At 61.1% G+C, this 18,884-nt stretch carries 16 protein-coding genes; 6 read left to right on the top strand and 10 right to left on the bottom strand.

Annotation, left to right across the window (positions count from 1 at the left end):
• Positions 1-310 precede the first annotated feature (310 nt).
• Together ACOWVD_RS14555 and ACOWVD_RS14550 are read left to right on the top strand one after the other, a co-directional pair.
• Positions 311-1,045 carry a GntR family transcriptional regulator gene (locus tag ACOWVD_RS14555; protein WP_004937283.1) on the top strand — a complete coding sequence of 245 codons (735 nt, stop codon included), beginning with the start codon at positions 311-313 and terminating at the stop codon, positions 1,043-1,045.
• Between the two features lie 80 nt (positions 1,046-1,125).
• A complete protein-coding gene (locus ACOWVD_RS14550; protein WP_004937285.1) occupies positions 1,126-3,294 on the top strand; it encodes a YgiQ family radical SAM protein in 2,169 nt (722 codons plus the stop codon).
• Between the two features lie 63 nt (positions 3,295-3,357).
• Here ACOWVD_RS14550 and ACOWVD_RS14545 read toward each other — a convergent pair whose 3' ends face one another.
• The 3 genes from ACOWVD_RS14545 to yqhD all read right to left on the bottom strand — a co-directional run bounded on the left by ACOWVD_RS14545 (position 3,358) and on the right by yqhD (position 6,377).
• The gene (locus ACOWVD_RS14545; RefSeq protein WP_049241526.1) at positions 3,358-3,963 is read right to left on the bottom strand and encodes a transglycosylase SLT domain-containing protein; all 606 of its coding nucleotides are present in this window, start codon (positions 3,961-3,963) and stop codon (positions 3,358-3,360) included.
• 141 nt (positions 3,964-4,104) lie between these two features.
• The gene (dkgA, locus tag ACOWVD_RS14540) at positions 4,105-4,929 is read right to left on the bottom strand and encodes a 2,5-didehydrogluconate reductase DkgA (RefSeq protein ID WP_004937289.1); all 825 of its coding nucleotides are present in this window, start codon (positions 4,927-4,929) and stop codon (positions 4,105-4,107) included.
• A gap of 284 nt (positions 4,930-5,213) precedes the next feature.
• Positions 5,214-6,377 (bottom strand): alcohol dehydrogenase, encoded by a 1,164-nt coding sequence (gene yqhD, locus ACOWVD_RS14535; protein ID WP_306377681.1) that lies wholly within the window; start codon positions 6,375-6,377, stop codon positions 5,214-5,216.
• Between the two features lie 226 nt (positions 6,378-6,603).
• On the opposite strand from yqhD, the gene ACOWVD_RS14530 reads away from it, so the two are divergent.
• The gene (locus ACOWVD_RS14530; RefSeq protein ID WP_370531160.1) at positions 6,604-7,491 is read left to right on the top strand and encodes an AraC family transcriptional regulator; all 888 of its coding nucleotides are present in this window, start codon (positions 6,604-6,606) and stop codon (positions 7,489-7,491) included.
• A 7-nt stretch (positions 7,492-7,498) separates the two neighbouring features.
• Here ACOWVD_RS14530 and ACOWVD_RS14525 read toward each other — a convergent pair whose 3' ends face one another.
• Positions 7,499-8,527: a zinc-dependent alcohol dehydrogenase family protein gene (locus ACOWVD_RS14525; RefSeq protein ID WP_015379071.1), complete on the bottom strand. Its 1,029-nt coding sequence runs from the start codon at positions 8,525-8,527 to the stop codon at positions 7,499-7,501.
• Positions 8,528-8,635: 108 nt separating this feature from the next.
• Here ACOWVD_RS14525 and ACOWVD_RS14520 point away from each other — a divergent pair, with 108 nt between their 5' ends.
• Positions 8,636-9,556 carry a LysR family transcriptional regulator gene (locus ACOWVD_RS14520; protein WP_075685036.1) on the top strand — a complete coding sequence of 307 codons (921 nt, stop codon included), beginning with the start codon at positions 8,636-8,638 and terminating at the stop codon, positions 9,554-9,556.
• Positions 9,557-9,566: 10 nt separating this feature from the next.
• On the opposite strand, the gene ACOWVD_RS14515 is transcribed toward ACOWVD_RS14520, so the two are convergent.
• Complete coding sequence (locus ACOWVD_RS14515; protein ID WP_004937300.1) at positions 9,567-10,229, bottom strand: DedA family protein; 663 nt, start codon at positions 10,227-10,229, stop codon at positions 9,567-9,569.
• 145 nt (positions 10,230-10,374) lie between these two features.
• On the bottom strand, positions 10,375-11,571 hold the full coding sequence (metC, locus tag ACOWVD_RS14510) for a cystathionine beta-lyase (RefSeq protein ID WP_033632075.1): 1,197 nt from the start codon (positions 11,569-11,571) through the stop codon (positions 10,375-10,377).
• A gap of 431 nt (positions 11,572-12,002) precedes the next feature.
• On the opposite strand from metC, the gene exbB reads away from it, so the two are divergent.
• Together exbB and exbD are read left to right on the top strand one after the other, a co-directional pair.
• Positions 12,003-12,983 carry a tol-pal system-associated acyl-CoA thioesterase gene (gene exbB / locus ACOWVD_RS14505; RefSeq protein WP_004937304.1) on the top strand — a complete coding sequence of 327 codons (981 nt, stop codon included), beginning with the start codon at positions 12,003-12,005 and terminating at the stop codon, positions 12,981-12,983.
• Between the two features lie 3 nt (positions 12,984-12,986).
• Positions 12,987-13,409, top strand: a complete 423-nt coding sequence (gene exbD / locus ACOWVD_RS14500) for a TonB system transport protein ExbD (RefSeq protein WP_004937307.1) — start codon at positions 12,987-12,989, stop codon at positions 13,407-13,409.
• A 57-nt stretch (positions 13,410-13,466) separates the two neighbouring features.
• Here the strand turns inward: exbD and ACOWVD_RS14495 are convergent, their stop codons facing one another.
• The 4 genes from ACOWVD_RS14495 to ACOWVD_RS14480 form a co-directional block, all read right to left on the bottom strand.
• Positions 13,467-14,510 carry a LacI family DNA-binding transcriptional regulator gene (locus tag ACOWVD_RS14495; RefSeq protein WP_015379068.1) on the bottom strand — a complete coding sequence of 348 codons (1,044 nt, stop codon included), beginning with the start codon at positions 14,508-14,510 and terminating at the stop codon, positions 13,467-13,469.
• A gap of 21 nt (positions 14,511-14,531) precedes the next feature.
• Positions 14,532-15,941, bottom strand: a complete 1,410-nt coding sequence (locus ACOWVD_RS14490) for a sucrose-6-phosphate hydrolase (protein WP_031300223.1) — start codon at positions 15,939-15,941, stop codon at positions 14,532-14,534.
• Entirely contained in the window at positions 15,941-17,311 is a 1,371-nt protein-coding gene (locus ACOWVD_RS14485) for a sucrose-specific PTS transporter subunit IIBC (RefSeq protein ID WP_048325463.1), read from the bottom strand. Before ACOWVD_RS14485 ends, ACOWVD_RS14490 begins: the two co-directional genes overlap by 1 nt.
• 63 nt (positions 17,312-17,374) lie before the next feature.
• A complete protein-coding gene (locus tag ACOWVD_RS14480; RefSeq protein ID WP_160125806.1) occupies positions 17,375-18,784 on the bottom strand; it encodes a carbohydrate porin in 1,410 nt (469 codons plus the stop codon).
• Between the last annotated feature and the right edge of the window lie 100 nt (positions 18,785-18,884).

Raw genomic sequence — 18,884 nt, 5'->3', positions numbered from 1 at the left:
TGCTTATTCTCGGCCGTTTGTGCTGACAGTATAGACCCGCTACCGGCCATCAAGGGTATCCTTTAGGGCTGGCAGCGGGTTTTTTATTGTTTTTAAAGTGGGTCCCTGGTGTTGGTGCGATTGATGTATCAACATCAATAAGCACAGATTACGCGCGATCTAGATCCAATGAAAGTCCATTAGGCAAAAATTGTGATGCCACACTGAAAACATTAGCGATATTTTAGTTAAGGTGAGGGGCTTATCGCCGGATCGGCGATAGGATAAAAAACGAAATCCAGACAAATGGCATAGGTAAGAGGGCGGGCGAATGACGGATTTTATGGCCTGGCTGCGTGGCCATCTGGCCCAGGGGGCGGTAGCGCCGCGTTATATTCAGCTGGCGACGGCGATAGAAACCGCGATCAGGCAGCAGGTGTTGGCGGCGGAGGCATTTCTGCCGCCGGAACGGCAGATGGCGGAAGGTTTGGCGCTGTCGCGTGTCACCGTCAGCAAGGCGATGAAGCTGCTGGAGGAGAAGGGGCTGATTTCGCGGCAGCAGGGCGTTGGCACCCGCGTGGCGATGCGCATCGGCTATTCCCTCGATAAGGACAGCGGGTTTACCGCTCAGGCGCTGCGTCATGGCAGCCGCGTCAGCAATCGATGGCTGCTGCGCACCCGAGTCGGCGCGCCGGCCAAGGCCGCGGCGGCGTTGGGGCTGGCGGAGGGGGATGAAGTGATCAAACTGCGGCGGTTACGCTTGCTGAACGGCAGCCCGGTCTCGCTGGAAACCACCTATATACCACCGCGCTTCTTGCCCGAACCGGCGCAGCTGGAACACTCGCTGTATGCGTTATGGCAATCGCGCGGCATCGTGCCGGAGGATAAACACTTTCTGTTGAAGGCGGTGTCCTGCAGCGACGAGGTCGCCGAACTGCTCAACGTGCCGTGCGGCGCACCGTTGTTGCACATCATCCAAACCAGCCGCAACGCTCAGGGTGAGGCGCTGGAGTTCAGCGATATCTTGTGCCGCAGCGACGTTTATGAATTCGAAGTGAACGGTTAGCGAAATAACCATGCTCTTTTTGCCACTAGTGCGTATAATCGCCGCCCGGCGATTAATTAACCTGTAAAAAGAGCAGCAGAATGAGCACCACCAGCCTGATCCAACCCGATCGTGAACTGTTTTCCTATAAGCCTTATTGGGCCGAATGTTTTGGCACCGCGCCGTTTTTACCGATGTCGCGGGCAGAGATGGATCAACTGGGCTGGGACAGCTGCGACGTGATCATCATCAGCGGCGACGCCTACGTCGATCACCCAAGCTTCGGCATGGCGATCATCGGCCGCATGCTGGAAGCGCAAGGCTTTCGCGTCGGCATCATCGCGCAGCCGGACTGGAGCAATAAAGAAGACTTCATGCGGTTGGGGAAACCGAACCTGTTCTTCGGCATCACCGCCGGCAACATGGACTCGATGATCAACCGCTACACCGCCGATCGCAAACTGCGCCACGACGATGCCTATACCGCCGGCAACGTCGGCGGCAAGCGCCCGGATCGCGCTACCCTGGTCTACAGCCAGCGCTGCAAAGAAGCCTATAAAGACGTGCCGATCGTGCTGGGCGGCATTGAAGCCAGTCTGCGTCGCATCGCCCACTACGATTACTGGTCTGATACCGTGCGCCGCTCGGTGCTGGTGGACTCCAAAGCCGACATGCTGATCTACGGCAACGGCGAGCGTCCGCTGGTGGAAGTGGCGCACCGTCTGGCCGCCGGTGAGAAGATCGGCGATATCCACGATATCCGCAATACTGCGGTGATGCGCAAAGAAGCGCTACCGGGCTGGAGCGGCGTGGATTCCACCCGCCTCGACAAACCGGGCCGCATCGAACCTATCCCGAACCCGTACGGCGAGGATCTGCCGTGCGCCGACGGCGCCAAGCCGAAAGAGCCGGAAGCCAAGCCTGTCACGGTGCGCGCCGCCAAACCGAAGCCGTGGGAGAAGACCTACGTGCTGCTGCCGTCCTTCGAGAAAGTGAAGGGCGACAAGGTGCTGTATGCGCACACCTCGCGCATTTTGCACCATGAAACCAACCCAGGCTGCGCCCGCGCGCTGATGCAGAAACATGGTGACCGTTATGTGTGGATCAACCCGCCGGCGATCCCGCTGACCACGCCGGAGATGGACAGCGTCTTCGCCCTGCCTTATCAACGCGTACCGCACCCGTCCTACGGCCAGGATCGCATTCCGGCCTATGACATGATCCGTTTCTCGGTGAACATCATGCGCGGCTGCTACGGCGGCTGTTCGTTCTGTTCGATCACCGAGCATGAAGGGCGCATCATCCAGAGCCGTTCGGAGGATTCGATCGTTCGCGAAATCGAAGAGATCCGTGACAAGGTGCCGGGCTTTACCGGCGTGATCTCCGATCTGGGCGGCCCGACCGCCAACATGTATATGCTGCGTTGCACCAACCCGCGCGCTGAGCAGACCTGCCGCCGCGCCTCGTGCGTGTATCCGGAGATCTGCACCTATATGGATACCAACCACGAGCCGACCATCAAGCTGTACCGCCGCGCGCGTTCTCTGGAGGGCATCAAGAAGATCCTGATCGCTTCCGGGGTACGTTACGATCTGGCGGTGGAAGATCCGCGCTATATCAAGGAACTGGCGACCCACCACGTTGGCGGCTACCTGAAGATCGCGCCGGAGCACACCGAAGAAGGCCCGTTGTCGAAGATGATGAAACCGGGCATGGGCAGTTACGATCGCTTCAAGCAGCTGTTTGATCACTATTCGAAGCTGGCGGGCAAAGAGCAGTATCTGATCCCATACTTTATCTCGTCGCACCCGGGCACCCGTGATGAAGACATGGTGAACCTGGCGCTGTGGCTGAAGAAGAACCGTTTCCGCCTCGATCAGGTGCAGAACTTCTATCCTTCGCCGATGGCCAACTCCACCACCATGTATTACAGCGGCAAAAACCCGCTGAGCAAGGTGGGGTACAAGAGTGAAGACGTGGTGGTGCCGCGCGGCGATCGCCAGCGCCGCCTGCATAAGGCGCTGCTGCGTTACCACGATCCGGCCAACTGGGCGCTGATCCGCGCCGCGCTGGAAGAGATGGGCCTGAAGCACCTGATCGGCAGCCGCCGCGATTGTCTGGTGCCAGCGCCGAGCATCGACGAGCAGCGCGAAGCGAAACGGCTGCAGCGCCATACCCGGCCGGCGCTGACCAAACATACCGATATCAATCGGCAGCGCACGCCATCCAACCGGCCGCCGCGCAAACCGATTCGCAAAGCCAAGCCGTAACGGCCGCACCGCGTGCGTAAACAAAAAGGAGAACCCCCGGGTTCTCCTTTTTACTTTTGAGCGTCACAGCTGCTCGTAGGCGGCCTCCACTTTCATCAAATGGCGCGGCGCCTGCGGCGCGGGATGGTATTTGCGCACGTGCCAGTTAAAGGCCTCCGGCGACAGATTGTTGATCATCGCGATGGCCTGCTGACGGTTGCTGGAGAAGGTGCGCAGCAGCGCGCCGGTGCCGTTGACGTAGGCGATGATGGTGGCGTAGCGCAGCGTGACGGGATTGGCGATCCCTTTAAGCTGTTGTTTTTGCAAGGTGGCCAGATAGGCGGCGCCAAGATCGATATTGGTGTCGGGATCCCGCAGGTCATCGTCGTCCGGGCAGCCGCGTTTGCCTTTGTAGCGATAGGCATCGCAGCCGGCGGTATCGGCTTTCAGCTGCATCAGGCCGATCGCATTGGATCTGCTCACTGCGGCGGGGTTGAAACCGGACTCCACCTGGATCATGGCGGTGATCAGCTTGGCGTCCACGCCGTATTCGCTGGCGGCGTCTTTAATGGCGCTGTCGAAGGCGTGGCGATCGTAGCTGACGCGCTGTTTCTTGCCGGCGCAACCCGCCAGCACCAGCATGATGCAAAGCATGCCCAGCCGTGACCCGTGTGAGAAAGAAAATTTCATGGTGCTCCGTGCTTGTCTGTTTTTTTAACGGCGTGAACCGGCGGGCGGAGCCTCCGGCGTCGTCATCATAACGTCAGGCGGCGCAAGGGAGCAATGTGCGGGAAGGAAAAGCCCCCTCCGGCCGGAGAGGGCTTGAGGGGGTTACAGGGTATCCGGATCAGGCCCCAGGCGGTTGCCGACGTCCAGCTTGGCGATCTCGCCCAGCTCGTCCTTATCGAGTTTGAAATCAAATACCTCGAAGTTTTCGCGGATACGCGACGGCGTGACCGATTTCGGGATGACGATAAGACCGCTGTCCAGGTGCCAGCGCACCACAATCTGCGCCGGGGTTTTCTCGTATTTCTCGGCCAGCGCCTTGATCAGCGGCTGGTCGAACACGCCTTCACCGCCTTGCGCCAGCGGGCTCCAGGATTCGGTGGCGATATGGTGCGTGGCGTTCCAGGCGCGCAGCTGGCGCTGTTGCAGCAGCGGGTGCAGCTCGATCTGATTGACCACCGGCGCCACGTTGGTTTCATCCAGCAGGCGCTGCAGGTGCGGCGTATGGAAGTTGCATACGCCGATGCTTTTCACCAGGCCTTGCTCGCGCAGTTTGATCAGCTCGCGCCAGGCGGAGACGTATTGATCCTGCTGCGGGCGCGGCCAGTGGATAAGATACAGATCCACATAGTCCAGCTTGAGTTTTTCCAGGCTGGTTTCCAGCGCCGCCAGCGGATCGCCCTGATCGTCGTTCCACAGCTTGGTGGTGATGAACAGGTCGCTGCGCGGCAGCGAGCTGGACTGCAGCGCGGCGCCGACGCCTTCCTCGTTCTTGTAGATCGCGGCGGTGTCGATGGAGCGGTAACCGATCTCCAGCGCTTTGCTCACCGCGCGGGTGGTCTCTTCAATACTCGCCTGCCAAACGCCGAGACCCAACTGCGGCATCAGATTACCATCGTGGAGTTTGATGATGGGTTGTTGCGTTGTCATGCGCATCTCCTTGTGTACGGATTGCGGCGCCTGCGGCGCCGAAACGGCTATAGATAAATTCTAGTTGGCAAAATGGGCGGTTGCCGTGTTTGCCAGCCTAATTTCAGCGGTGGCGGGAGGGCTATTTTCTCCCCGCTCTCCCTGCGAATGAGCGGTAAGACGAGTGGTGCGAAACGATCGGCGGCGCTGAAGCGCCCGACTGCGCCCGGTGATCGGCCGGGCGCAGGATGCGGCGAAAATGGCTGGCGGAGACTAAAGCCTAGCAAAAAATCGCCGTTTTGCGATTAACGCGCCGCTTCATAAATGCGGCGGCTGACGTCCAGGGTGATGTCCTGATGCTCCCCCAGGGCGGTCATACCATGCTGATGGAGCTTGTCGAGCAGCGCCGGAATGCTGCTGCCGTCGAGCTGATAATCCGCCATGCGGGTCGGCACGCCCATCTGCTCGAAGAAGGCGCGGGTGGCGGCGATGGCGCCGTCGATGCGGCTGTCTTCGCTGCCTTCGCGCAGGCCCCAGACGCGGTCAGCGTACTGCAGCAGTTTTTCGCGCTTCTGCGCTTTCTTCTCGTGCAGCAGCGCCGGCAGCACGATGGCCAGCGTTTGCGCGTGGTCGAGATCGTGCATGGCGGTCAGCTCATGGCCCAGCATGTGGGTCGCCCAGTCCTGCGGCACGCCGGCGCCGATCAGGCCGTTCAGCGCCATGGTGGCGCTCCACATCACGTTGGCGCGCACCGCATAGTTCTCCGGCTCGGCCAGCGCGCGCGGGCCGTCTTCCAGCAGGGTCAACAGCAGGCCTTCGGCGAAGCGATCCTGCACCTTGGCGTCGACCGGATAGGTCAGATACTGCTCCAGGGTGTGCACGAAGGCGTCGATCACGCCGTTGGCGATCTGGCGCGGCGGCAGCGAGTAGGTCACCACCGGATCCAGCACGGCGAAGCGCGGCTGCACCAGCGGTGAGAAGAAGTGCTGCTTGTCGCCGCTGCTTTTGCGGGTGATCACCGCGCCGCTGTTGGACTCGGAGCCGGTGGCCGGCAGCGTCAGCACGCAGCCCATCGGCACCGCGTCGGCGATGTGGCTGCCAACGGTCTGCAGAATGTGCCAGGCGTCGCTGCTGGCGGTATAACGGGCGGCGGCGGCGATGAACTTGGTGCCGTCAACTACCGAACCGCCGCCGACCGCCAGCAGGAAATCGATGTTTTCTGCTTTCACCACCTCGACCGCTTTCATCAGCGTTTCGTAGGTCGGGTTCGGCTCGATGCCGGAGAACTCCCGCACGTCGCGGCCGGCCAGCGCGCTATGCACCTGATCCAGCACGCCGTTTTTCTTCACGCTGCCGCCACCGTAGGTGATCAGGATGCGCGCGTCCGCCGGGATTTGGCTGGCCACTTCGGCAATTTGCTCCTTGCCGAACAGGATTTTGGTTGGGGTATGCAAAATGAAGTTGTGCATGGTTGATTTCTCTCTTTCTGTCAGGCGGGCGCCAAAGCGGCGCAAAGGTGTCTGGCCCGTATTGTCAGGAACCGGGCGGCAACGCACAATGCACATTCCTGTTTGGTTCTTGCCTATTCCTACAAGTCACTGTAGAAATGGCGAGTTTTAAATTATGATTTATGCCGAATCGTTCTGACTGTAAGAGGGTGTTTCCGTGATTGAAATCGATGCGCTGCGCAGCCGCATGGCGCACCAGGCGATGGCTATCGCCAGCGGCAACGGCTACACGCCGTCGCCGGTGCCGCGGGTGAAGATTTTGTATGTCGATCGCCACAGCCCGCGTCAGCCGGTGATGTATGAACCGGGGATCGTCATCGTTTTTCAGGGGCACAAGGTCGGTTATTGCGGCAATAAGAAGTTCCAATACGATCCGCGCAACTACCTGCTGATGACGGTGCCGCTGCCGTTTGAATGCGAAACCTTCGCCAGCCCGGAACTGCCGCTGGTTGGGTTGGCGGTCAATATCGATACCCAAATGCTGCAGGACTTGCTGATCGACATCGGCGATGACGACTACCTGATGCAACCGCGGGCTGAGAGCAACGGGGTGAACCTGGCGGAAATGACGGAAGAGTTGCTGTGCGCCACCGAGCGTCTGCTGGACGTGATGGCCAATCCGCTCGACGCCCGGGTGCTTGGGCCGCAGATCGTACGGGAGATTCTCTATTATGTGCTGCGCGGCGCCTGCGGCGCGTCGCTGCAGGAGTTGGTCAATCGGCATACCCACTTCAGCCAGATCGCCAAGGCACTGCGGCGTATCGAACATCAGTATGCCGACAGCATCAACGTCGAGCAGTTGGCCAGCGAGGTCAACATGAGCGTCTCGGCGTTCCATCACAACTTCAAGGCGGTGACCAACACTTCGCCGCTGCAGTACGTGAAGTCGTACCGGCTGCATAAGGCGCGCCTGTTGATGGTGCATGACGGTCTGAAGGCCAGCACGGCGGCGATCCGCGTCGGCTACGAAAGCGCGTCGCAGTTCAGCCGCGAGTTCAAACGGCTGTTCGGCATGACGCCGAGCGATGAAGTCGCCCGGCTGCGCGAGGCCAACCCGCTGCTGCTGGAGGGCTGAGCCGCGTTTATGGGGTTAAGACGATCTTGCCGAATGGCCCGCGATCGAGGTGATCCAACGCCTGCGACAGCTGATCGAAGCGGTATACCTGGTCGATCACCGGCTGCAGGTTGACGGCGTCCACGGCGCGCACCAGGTCTTCCAGCGCGCGGCGGTGGCCGACGCCGATGCCCTGAATCACTGCGGATTTTAATAGCAGTGGGCCGGCGGGAGCGGAAATCTCGTTGCCTTCCAGGATGCCGATTACCGAGATGCGTCCTCCCACCGCCACGGCGCGCACCGAGTTGCCGAGGTTGGTACCGCCGACGGTGTCGATCACATGGTCGATGCCGCGATCCTGCGTCAGCGCATAAATCGCCTCCACCCAATCGCCGTCCAGCCGGTTGATGCCATGATTGGCGCCCAATGCCAGGGCTCGCGCCAGCTTTTCATCGCTGCCGGAGGTGACATAGACCTCCGCGCCGTGGGCTTTGGCGATCTGCAGCGCGAACAGCGCCACGCCGCCGGTGCCTTGCACCAGCACCGTATCGCCGGCATGCAGTTTGCCTTGTTCCACCAGCGCGAACCAGGCGGTCAGCCCGGCGCACGGCAGGGTGCTGGCCTGGACGTCGTCCAGCGACGCCGGCGCCGCTACCAGCCAGTCTTCATGCAAAATCACGTATTCCGCCAGCACGCCCTGATAAAAACCGCCGAGGGTGTGGTAAGGCACCCGGCGCGCATCGCCGTAGGGTTTTTGCTCGCCGTCGAGCCAACCGGGGCTGAAGGTGGAAATGACGCGCGCGCCGGGCTGAAAGCGGCTGACGCCGGGGCCGATGGCATCGACCTCGCCGGCCATGTCCGAGGCGGGCGTGAACGGCTGCGGCAGCGTGAGCCCCATGCCGCTTTCTATCATCAGTTTGTCACGGTAATTGAGTGAGATAGCCTTCACTTTCACTCTGATTTCGTGCGGCCCCGGCTGTGGGATGGCGCTTGCGCTCAGCTGCAGGTGCTCACGCCCCAGGGCGCTCATCGTCCAGCGTTGCATTGTATTGGTCATGATGTTCTCCAAAGTCAGCGATTAACAGACCTGCCGATAATATCGTTGATGAAGGTTCGCCAGTGGCGATAAGATTTCCGCAGATTGTTTCTTTCAGAGCGACAAATCATGAGCGATCGGTTGAGCGGCATTTCGGTATTCGTTACCGCCGTGGAGGCGGGCAGTTTTGCAGTGGCGGCCAGTCGGCTGCATCTTTCGCGTTCGGCGGTCGGCAAAACTATCGCCCGGTTGGAGCAGCGGCTGGGGGTGCGGCTGTTTCATCGCACCACGCGCAGCCAGAGCCTGACCGACGACGGTGCGCTGTTCTACGAGCGCTGCCTGCGGGCGCTGGAGGAGATCCGTGGCGCGGAAACGCTGCTGGAGTCGGGCAAGCGGCAGGTCAGCGGTCGGCTGCGGGTGTCGATGCCGGTGCTGTTTGGCCGCATGTGCATTGCGCCGCTGCTGACCGAACTGACGCGCGAGCATCCTGGGTTGGAGTTGGAGCTGTCGTTCAGCGATCGGGTGGTGGATCTGATTGAGGACGGCTTCGATATGGCGATCCGCAACGGTACGCTGGCCAACAGCAGCGGCTTGGTGGCGCGCCGCATCGGCGATCACCGTATGACGCTGTGCGCCTCGCCGGCCTATCTGCAGCGGTGCGGCGAACCGCACAGCATCGAGCAACTGGCGCAGCATGAGGCGGTGACCTATATGCGCGCCGGCGCGCGGCGCAGCTGGCTGGTATTGGATAGCGACGGCAAGCCGCAGGAGGTGATGCCGAATAACCGGCTGCAAATGGACGACCTGCAGGCGATTGCGGATGCGGCGACGGCGGGTTTCGGCATCGCCTGGCTGCCGTGCTGGCTGGTGCGTGAGCAGTTGTTGAGCGGGGCACTGGTGCGCTTGCTGCGCGATCGGCCGGGCGCCGCCTTTGAAGCGCATGCGGTGTGGCCGCACACGCCTCACCTGCCGCTGAAGGTGCGGCTGGCGGTGGATACGCTGGTGAGCAAACTGCCTGCCAGTCTGGCGTTGGTCGAGAAGGCGCTGTAGCGCGCCCGATTCAGGAAGAGGCGGCGCGTTTTTTACGCCAGATCACCAGCATGGCGCCCAGCAGGCCGACAAACAGCAGCAGCAGCGGCAGCAGCATCAGGCCGGTCATCACCTGGCTTTCGTAGCGTTTCACCAGCGGGATTTGGCTGAACGCGTAGCCGAGGCCGACCAGCGCGCAGACCCAGATCGCCGCGCTCAGCCAGTTGAACACCTGGAAACGAGAGCTGTTGAGCCCGGAAATGCCGGCCATGGTCGGCAGCAGGGTGCGCACGAAACCGAGGAAGCGGCCGATCAGCAGCGCCGTCAGCCCGTGGCGGTTGAACAGGTTGTGCGCGCGCTGGTGGTACTGTGCCGGCAGTTGCAGCAGCCAGCTCTTCACCAGGCCGGTGTGGCCCAGCCAGCGGCCCTGGATATAGCTCAGCCAGCAGCCGAGACCGGCGGCGGCGGTCAGAATCAGCAGGGTGGGGGCAAAGCCCATCACGCCTTTGGCGATCAGCGCGCCCGACAGCAGCAGCAGGCTGTCACCGGGAAGGAAGGAGGCGGGCAGCAGTCCGTTTTCCAAAAACAGAGTGGTGAAAAGTACGGCGTAAACCACCCAAATTACGCTTGGATCGGCGAGGGCGATAAAGTCCTGCTGCCAAAGCGCATGAATAATCTCTCGTAATACATCCATTTTATGTCCTGTTGCATGCCGGTTGCGCCCGGGGTCACATTCTCCAGGATGCGGCGGTTACCGTATCTGACAGTTACCCGGTTAGTGTACCGCTAATAGCTTAAGCCGACATTAAACGAGACGAAGAAAATTACCGGAATCCGCCTTAGCGCACGCCGTTGAGGCGATCGAAACCGGCCGCCAGATCGGCGATCAGGTCTTCGACGTTCTCCAGGCCGATATGCAACCGCACCAGCGTGCCGGAAAAATCGACGCCGCCCGCCGGGCGGATCGCTTCCAGTTCTTCCGGCTGGTTGGCCAGGATCAGCGACTCGAAGCCGCCCCAGGAGTAGGCCATGCTGAAGTGGCTGAAGTTATCCAGGTAAGCGGCCAACTGCGTATCGTCCAGCCGTTCCTTCAGCACGAAAGAGAACAGCCCGTTGCAGCCGCTGAAGTCGCGGCGGTAGAACTCGTGGCCCTTGCAGCTCGGCAGGGCCGGATGATTGACCGTCGCCACCTCCGGCCGCGCCGCCAGCCAGTTGGCGACCTCGATGCTGCTGCGTTCGTGCTGCTTCAGCCGCACGCTCAGGGTACGCAGGCCGCGGCTCGCCATGTAGGCGGTGTCGGCATCCACCATCTGCCCCATCAGATAGGAGTACTCGCGCAGTTGATCCCAACAGCGCGCGTTGGCGACGGCGGTGCCAAGCATGTAATCGGAATGGCCGATCAGGTATTTGGTGCCGGCCTGAATAGAAATGTCGATGTCGAAATCCAGCGCCTTGAACAGCACCCCCGCCGCCCAGGTGTTGTCGATCATGATCACCACGTCTGGCGCCACGGCGCGAATGGCCTGCACCATCGCCGGAATGTCCTGCACTTCCAGGGTGATGGAACCGGGGGATTCCAGGAACACCACGCGGGTATTGGGCTGGATCAGTTTGGCGATATCGGCGCCGATCAGCGGATCGAAATAGGTGGTGCTGACGTTCATGCGGCCGAGGATATGGGTGCAGAAATCCTGGGTCGGTTCGTACGCAGAGCCGGTGACCAGCAGGTGATCGCCGGCGCCGACGAACGACAGGATCGCATTGGCCACCGCCGCCGCGCCGCAGGGGTACAGCACGCAGCCGGCGCCGCCCTCCAGCTCCACCATCGCATCCTGCAGGGCGAAGTGGGTCAGGGTGCCGCGTCGGCCGTAAAACAGCTCGCCGTGGGCGCGTTGCGCGGTGGCGTGTTTTTTGGCGGCGACGGAGTCGAAGACCAAAGAAGAGGCGCGTTGCGTGACGGGATTGACGGAGCCCTGGGTGTAGCGTTTGCCGCGGCCGGCGCCGATCAGCGCGGTTTCGATATGTTTTGACGTCATGGTACCTGGCTCACCTCTGGTTGCTCTGCACGTGCCCGTTTACGATAGCCCTTACGTTAACATGAGTTAATATAGCCATCCAGACGTTTTAACTTCCAGATATAGAAACGGCTATAATTGGCTGCCGGTCACGCATTTCTCGCGTAATCCTTCTGCCGAGTGGGAACAGAGAAGTCCATTCCTCGGCTGAGGCGCCGTTCGGCAGCGTGGTCTTGTTGCGCCGTTGTGGGATAAAAGTAACGAAATAACCCTATAAAAGGGGCATTTGGCGGTGAACGGACACAGATTGGCGCTTTGTGGCGATGCTGGCTAAAATTTTCTCGTTTATTTGGTAAATAATAATGAGAACCACTATCAATCCCCGGTTGGTTTGATATGATCGCACGCTGAATTATTCCTTAATTTTGATCGGTAATGGGTGGAGGCACAGCGTGAAAACGGCTGGCAAGAATTTAAATCAAGGATCGTTCGGCCAGGGCCGGGCGCAGTGGGGCAAGGCCTTCGGCCGCAGCCTGATGGCATCTATGGTGCTGGTCGTAGGGCTGGCCGGCAGCGCGCAGGCCGCGCCGGCGAGCAATCCGGCCGTTGCCGAAAGCGTTGCGCCGACCACCGCGCCTGCACCTGCTGCAGCCGCCGCGCCGGAGAGCATCACGCCGGTGAACCCGGCGCCAACGATCCAGCCACCGGAAACCCGCGGCATGGACCTGTCCGTTTGGGGCATGTACCAGCACGCCGACGCGGTGGTGAAAGCGGTAATGATCGGCCTGGTGCTGGCCTCGATCGTGACCTGGACCATTCTGTTCTCCAAAGGCAGCGAACTGCTGCGCGCCAAGCGCCGTCTGCGCCGCGAACAGCTGGCGCTGGCCGAAGCGCGCTCGCTGGATGAAGCCTCCGAACTGGCGCAAAACTTCGGTCCGGAGAGCGTCAGCGCGGTATTGCTGAACGACGCGCAAAATGAGCTGGAGTTGTCTGCGGAATCCAACGACAACAACGGCATCAAAGAGCGCACCGGCTTCCGCCTCGAGCGCCGCGTGGCGGCCTACAGTCGCAACATGGGCCGCGGCAACGGTTTCTTGGCCACCATCGGCGCCATCTCGCCGTTCGTCGGTCTGTTCGGCACCGTGTGGGGCATCATGAACAGCTTCATCGGCATCGCCCATTCGCAGACCACCAACCTGGCGGTTGTGGCGCCGGGCATCGCGGAAGCGCTGTTGGCGACCGCACTGGGTCTGGTCGCGGCGATCCCTGCCGTCGTTATCTACAACATCTTCGCTCGCGTCATCAGCGGCCACCGCGCGCAGGTGGGCGACGTGGCGGCGCAGGTCTTGCTGCTGCAGGGCCGTGATTTGGATCTGGCCGCGACGGCGGAAGCCAAGCGCTCACAGCACGCGCACCAACTGCGGGCGGGGTGAGACATGGCGATGCGCTTAAATGAAGATCTGGACGACAGCGGCGAACTGCATGAAATCAACGTGACGCCGTTTATCGACGTCATGTTGGTGCTGTTGATCATCTTTATGGTGGCCGCGCCGCTGGCAACGGTAGATATCCGCGTCGATCTGCCGGCCTCCTCCGCCAAGCCGCAGCCGCGGCCGGAAAAACCGGTGTTCCTGTCGGTGAAGGCCGACAAACAGCTCTACGTCGGCGATCAGCCGGTGAATGCCGATCAGTTGACTTCGGTGCTGGATCAACGCACCCAGGCTAACAAAGAAACCACCATCTTCTTCCAGGCGGACAAGAGCGTGGACTATGAAACGCTGATGAGCGTGATGGACACCCTGCGTAAAGCCGGCTACCTGAAAGTGGGGCTGGTGGGCATGGAAGGCGCCGCCAAATAGCGGGCTGATGAAACAGAAAAGGGCGCTTCGGCGCCCTTTTTTACTGGTTCAGAGATATCACTCTTCGGCCAACAAAGCCCGGGAACCGGCATGGCGCCAGCGGATACGGCCCGGCAGATAAAGCGCGTTCTGTTCCAGAGGCCGCTCGTCGATCAGTGCGGTGACTTGGTCGAAGCTATGTTGCGCCAACGCCCGGCAGTCCTGTGCGACCGTATCGATCTTCAGCGTCATGCAGTCGAACAGGTAGTGATCGTCGAAGCTGCACAGGTGGATGTCGCTCTCCATCAGCTGATGTTGAGTCAGATAACGCAATACCCCTTCCAACAGGCCGCAGGCGGCGGTAAACAGCGCTTTGGGCGGCCGCCCCAGCTGTGCGCAAAGCTGAGCGAACATCTCGTAACCTGAGCTGGGGTGATAGTTGCCGTTGATGATCCATTCCGGTTTGCACTCGATGCCGGCGCGCTGCAGGCCAAGCTGGAAACCGGCCAGCCGATCGCGGGTCGGCGAAATGCGCGGCTGCCCGCCGAGAAAATAGATCTCGTCCGGATGTTGGCGCGCGACCTTTTCCACCAGGTCGGCGGTCGAGTTGACCGAATCGGTGATCACCAGCGGCAGTTCGGAACCAGCGATCAGACGGTCCATCTGCACCACCGGCAGTCCGACATTGATCTTCTGGTATTCCGCGTCGTTTAGCTGGCTGGAGGCGACAATCAAGCCGTCCACCTGCCGCTGCACCAGACTGTTCACCGCCATCATCTCCTGCGCCGGGTTTTCATCGGTGCAGGCGATCAACAGCTGCAGGCCGGCTTCGCGGCACAGCGTTTCCAGCTCGCGCGAAATCACCGCAAAACCGTAGTTGGTCATCTCCGGCACCACCAACCCCAGCGTGTGGCTGCGGTTGGAGCGCAAAGAGCGGGCGTGGATGCTGGGCTGATAATGGTGTTCGTGCGCCAGCGCCAGAATGCGATCGCGGGTGTCGTCGGACACCCGGTATTCCTTGCTGCGGCCGTTCAGCACCAGGCTGGCGGTCGATTTCGACACCCCGGCCAGCGTGGCGATGTCACTGATGGTAATGCGTTTATTTTTTTTCACTGACGCCATCTGAAGTCATCGGAGGATGCGTCATTCTAGCATGCATGGCGTCAGCGGCCAGTATTCCAACGCCAGCGGCGCGCTCCCGCACAGCCGCAGTTGCGGCTCACCCGCCGGGAAGTAGCGTGCGCTCATCACCGCCTCGCCGTGGTTGATGAAAATCTCCACGCTGGAACGATCGAACAGCAGTTGCAGATGTGTGACCGGGCCGCGCCAGTAACGGTGCTCCGGCCGGCCGTCGGTCAGGGAAGCGCGCGTCAGCTGCAGCCTTTCGCCGTCCCATTTCAGCGTCATCGCGTCGCCAAAGGTTGCGTTGAACGGGCCCTGCGGCGTCAATTGCAGCTCCGCGGCCCCCAGCGCATAGGCGGGGGCGTTATCGGCGCGGCCTTGCCAGCCTGCTCGCTCACCGCGCAGCTGTTGCAGCTCGCGCGCCGGGCGCTGGTGGAGGCGGCCATGCCGCAGCGACAGTTCGCGCGGGCAGGTCATGGTGTGGATCCAGCCGTAACGGCGTGTCGGATGGGCTTCTTCATCTTGCTCGGGCACGCCCATCCAGCCGAACAGCAGGCGGCGGCCATCTTCCGCCAACGTCGTCTGCGGCGCGTAGAACTCGAAGCCGGCGTCCAGCTCGCGGAATTCGCCGTGGCTGAAGGCCGCCTGCCGGTAATCCAGCTTGCCGAGCAGATAACCGGCCTGATAACGGTTGAGATAGCGTTCCGGCTGCGGCGTCAGCCCCTGCGGACAGCAGATCAACACCTCGTCGCCGTCCAACGAGAACAGGTCCGGGCACTCCCACATGTAGCCGAATTCCTCTAAGCCGTTCAGTCCGGAACCGGCGATCTCTCCCAGCGCTTGCCAGTCGCGCAGATCGCTGGAACGAAACAGCAGCACCTTGCCGCGATCCTGCAGGTCACGCGCGCCGAGCACCATGTACCAGTCATTTTGATGACGCCACACTTTCGGATCGCGTACGTGACCGCTGTAGCCCTCCGGCAGCGGCAGCACCGGCCCGAGTTTGCGATATTCGCCCCGTTCGCTTTCCTGAGCCAGGCATTGGTAAGCGGTGCGTGAGCCGTCTGGGAATTTCACGTTGCCGGTGTAGATCAGCGTGATTTTGCCTTCCGCCACCACCGCCGAGCCGGAGTAACAGCCGTGGCTGTCGTAACAGGCGCCGGGCGCCAGGGCGATTGGCTGGTGCTCCCAACGCAGCAAATCAGCCGACTGCCAGTGTCCCCAGCATTTGTTGCGATGATCGCAACCCAGCGGATTCCACTGATAAAACAGATGATAAACGCCGTTGTGCTGGATAAAGCCGTTGGGATCGTTCAGCAGGCCAACGCTGGGTGCCAGATGCCAGTCCGGTCGGTGCGGATCGCGCAGCGCGAGCGGCTGGCCGTTCATTACCGCCCGCAGTGCCTGTTTGATTAAGCTGAGTTCTTCCATCATTGCGCGTCCGTTTTGTATTTCAGCAGTAGGGAGAGGACAAAGGCGCTGCCAAACGCGATCGCCAGACCGATGATATAGCTGACCAGAGAACTGGCCTGCACGATCGCCATGCCGGGGATCGCCGTCAGCCCGACCGCGTTCATGCCGACATGGTTGGCCACCACCCAGGCGCCGCCGAGCGCGCCGCCCGCCAGCGCCGCCAGAAACGGTTTCACGAAGCGCAGGTTGATGCCAAACAGCGCCGCCTCGGTGATGCCGAGCATGGCGGAAAAGGCCGAAGGCACCGCAATGGCTTTGATTTTGGCGTCGCGGGTTTTGAAATAGACCGCCAGGCAGGCGCCGCCTTGAGCGATGTTGGCCATCGACCAGATCGGCAGCAGGAAGTTGACGCCGATATTGGGGTTGCCGAGCAGCCCGGCTTCTACCGCGTGGAAACTGTGGTGGATGCCAGTGATGACGATAGCGGAATAGAGGCCGCCGAACAGCAGCCCGGCTAACCACCCCGCATGAGCAATCAGCGTGCTGAGCACGAAGGAGATGCCATCGCCCAGCGCGCGGCCGGCGGGGCCGATAAACAGCAGGGCGACAAAGCCTGAGATCACCACCGTCAGGAACGGCGTCAGGATCAAATCCAGCGCGTTGGGGATCACCTTGCGCAGCCGTTTTTCCAACAGGCTCATGAACCACACCGTCAGCAGCACCGGGAATACCGTGCCCTGGTAGCCGATCATGGCGATGTCCAGACCGAAGAAGTTCATGGTGTGGAACCCTCCGGCGACGCCCCAGGCATTGGTCAGCGCCGGATGCGTCAAAATGCCGCCGAGCGTGGCGCCCAGATAGGGATTGCCGCCGAATTCGCGTGCGGCGGTGAAGCCGATCAGAATCGGCAGAATAATGAACGCCGCCGAGCTGAACATATCCAACATGATGAACAACGCGCTGTTGGCATCGGCCCAGCCGTAGGTTTTCACCATGCCGAGCAGCCCCATCAACAGGCCGGAAGCGACGATCGCCGGAATGATAGGCACGAAGATGTTCGACAGCAGGCGGGCGATGCGCTGCAGCGGGTTGAGCTTTTTCGCCGCGATATCGGCGGCTTCGGCCTTGCTGGATTCGCTGACGCCCGCCGCCTTGATGAATTCCGCATGCACCTTGTTGACCAGCCCGGTGCCGAAGATCACCTGGATCTGGCCGGCGTTGCTGAAGCAGCCTTTAACGCCGTCCAGTTTGCCGATGGCCTCTTTGTCCACCTTGCTGTCGTCCACCAGCACCAGGCGCAGGCGCGTGGCGCAGTGGGCGGCGCTGGCGATGTTCTCTTTACCGCCGAGCAGCGGCAACAGCGCGTTGGCGGTTGCGGTAATGTCCATGTTGTCCCCTTGCTAAATAAAAATGCCGCCGCGCAGTTTGCGGCGCAGCGCCGTGAATCGATGTCAGAAGAAATACTTGAATCTGGCGCGCATGCCGTAACGTTGGTCGTTGTCGCCATTGGCGATCTTGCTGTCGGCGTTGGCTTCCAGCAGCGAGACATAGGCGCCTAAATACAGGTTGAAATTCTTCATATTCATAATGTTAGGTATCTGATACGACGCATGAACGGTGTGGATGTCGTAGTTGCCCGGTTCGCTGAGCGGGTTGTGGATATCGGCGGCGATCCCGGCGGTATTGAACTCTTTGATATTGTTGTGCGCATAGATATAACCCAGTTCGAAGCGTCGCCACAGCACGTTGACGCCGGCGGTCAAGTCTTGCTCGCCGGTGGCATCCAGGTAGGCGGCGCTCAGGTTGGCCACCACGCCGTTATCCGGATCGGCCGCGTTGGTGTTCCAGCTCATGGTCATGCCGTAGCCGTTGCGCTTGGATTGATCGACGAAGCGTCCCTGGCTGTCCTGATAGCCGTAGGCGTTATTCACCACGTTGCTTTCCATCGCCGCCGCGATGCTGAAGGCGTCTTTCTTCCAGGCGATCACCGGGCGCAAATAGGCGACGTTTTTCTTATTTTCCAGCGCATTGCCGTGGTAGCTGTTGTCCTGGAACAGCGAGGTGCCGTCTTCCACCAGCGTGTTCAGTTCGAAATAGACATCCCCGGCGTATTTGCTCAGCATCAGGTTGCCGCCGCTGCTGCTACGGCCGCGGCCTTCTTTCATCATGTAGATATAGCCGAAGCCGTCGGCGTACAGGTCGTTGGCGGTATTGCCGGAGTATTGAATGAAGGTATCCTGATTCAGCGGGAACATGTCGTAGGCTTCGAAGCGGCCGATTTTGGTTTGCCAGTTCTTTTCATTGCCGAAGAAGAAAGCGGCGTCGTCCAGGTTCATTTTGCCGCTCATGTCCGCCAGCGGCTGGACGCTGAAGCCGGAGAAGTTACCGTCCGGATTGCGGCGGTAGCCGTCCAGCCCGACCAGAATGCGGCCGTTGATGTCCCAGCGCTCTTTGTTGCCGGGTTTCCAGTCCTTGTGGTCGCTACCTTTCAACGACGTCAGCTGGCCGCTGCGGCTGGCGCCGTCCAGGTTGAACTCCACGTCGCCATACAGTTTCAGATCGTTGAAACCGTTCAGTTTCAGCGCGCTGGTCGGAGAGGATTGCGTTTCCAGCGTGGCGGCGCGCTGCGCGACCTGCGCGGTTTGCCTTTCGGTGCTGGCGGTGCGCTGTTCCAGCTGTTGCGCCCGGCGTTCCGCCGCCGTGGCGCGGGTTTCAGCCTGAGCGGCGCGCCGTTCCGCCTGCGCCAGGCGTTGTTCCAGCGCGTTGAGACGCACCTCGATACTGTCGCCGCCCGAGGTCGCTGCGGCAGACGTGGAGAGGAAAAGCCCTGTTGTTATCGCCAAATAGCTGAGTTTTTTCATCATCGTCTATCATCCGGGAAGGGTTGTTATTATTTTTTGCTAAATTGCTAAACCGGTTTTTCATGGCGAAAGATAGCGATCGAGAAGCGGACTGGCAATC

This window comes from Serratia sp. SA088, assembly GCF_049065515.1.
Taxonomy (GTDB): domain Bacteria; phylum Pseudomonadota; class Gammaproteobacteria; order Enterobacterales; family Enterobacteriaceae; genus Serratia; species Serratia nematodiphila.
The sequence above is the reverse complement of the archived record's forward strand: the minus strand, read 5'-3'. Positions and strand labels throughout refer to the sequence as shown.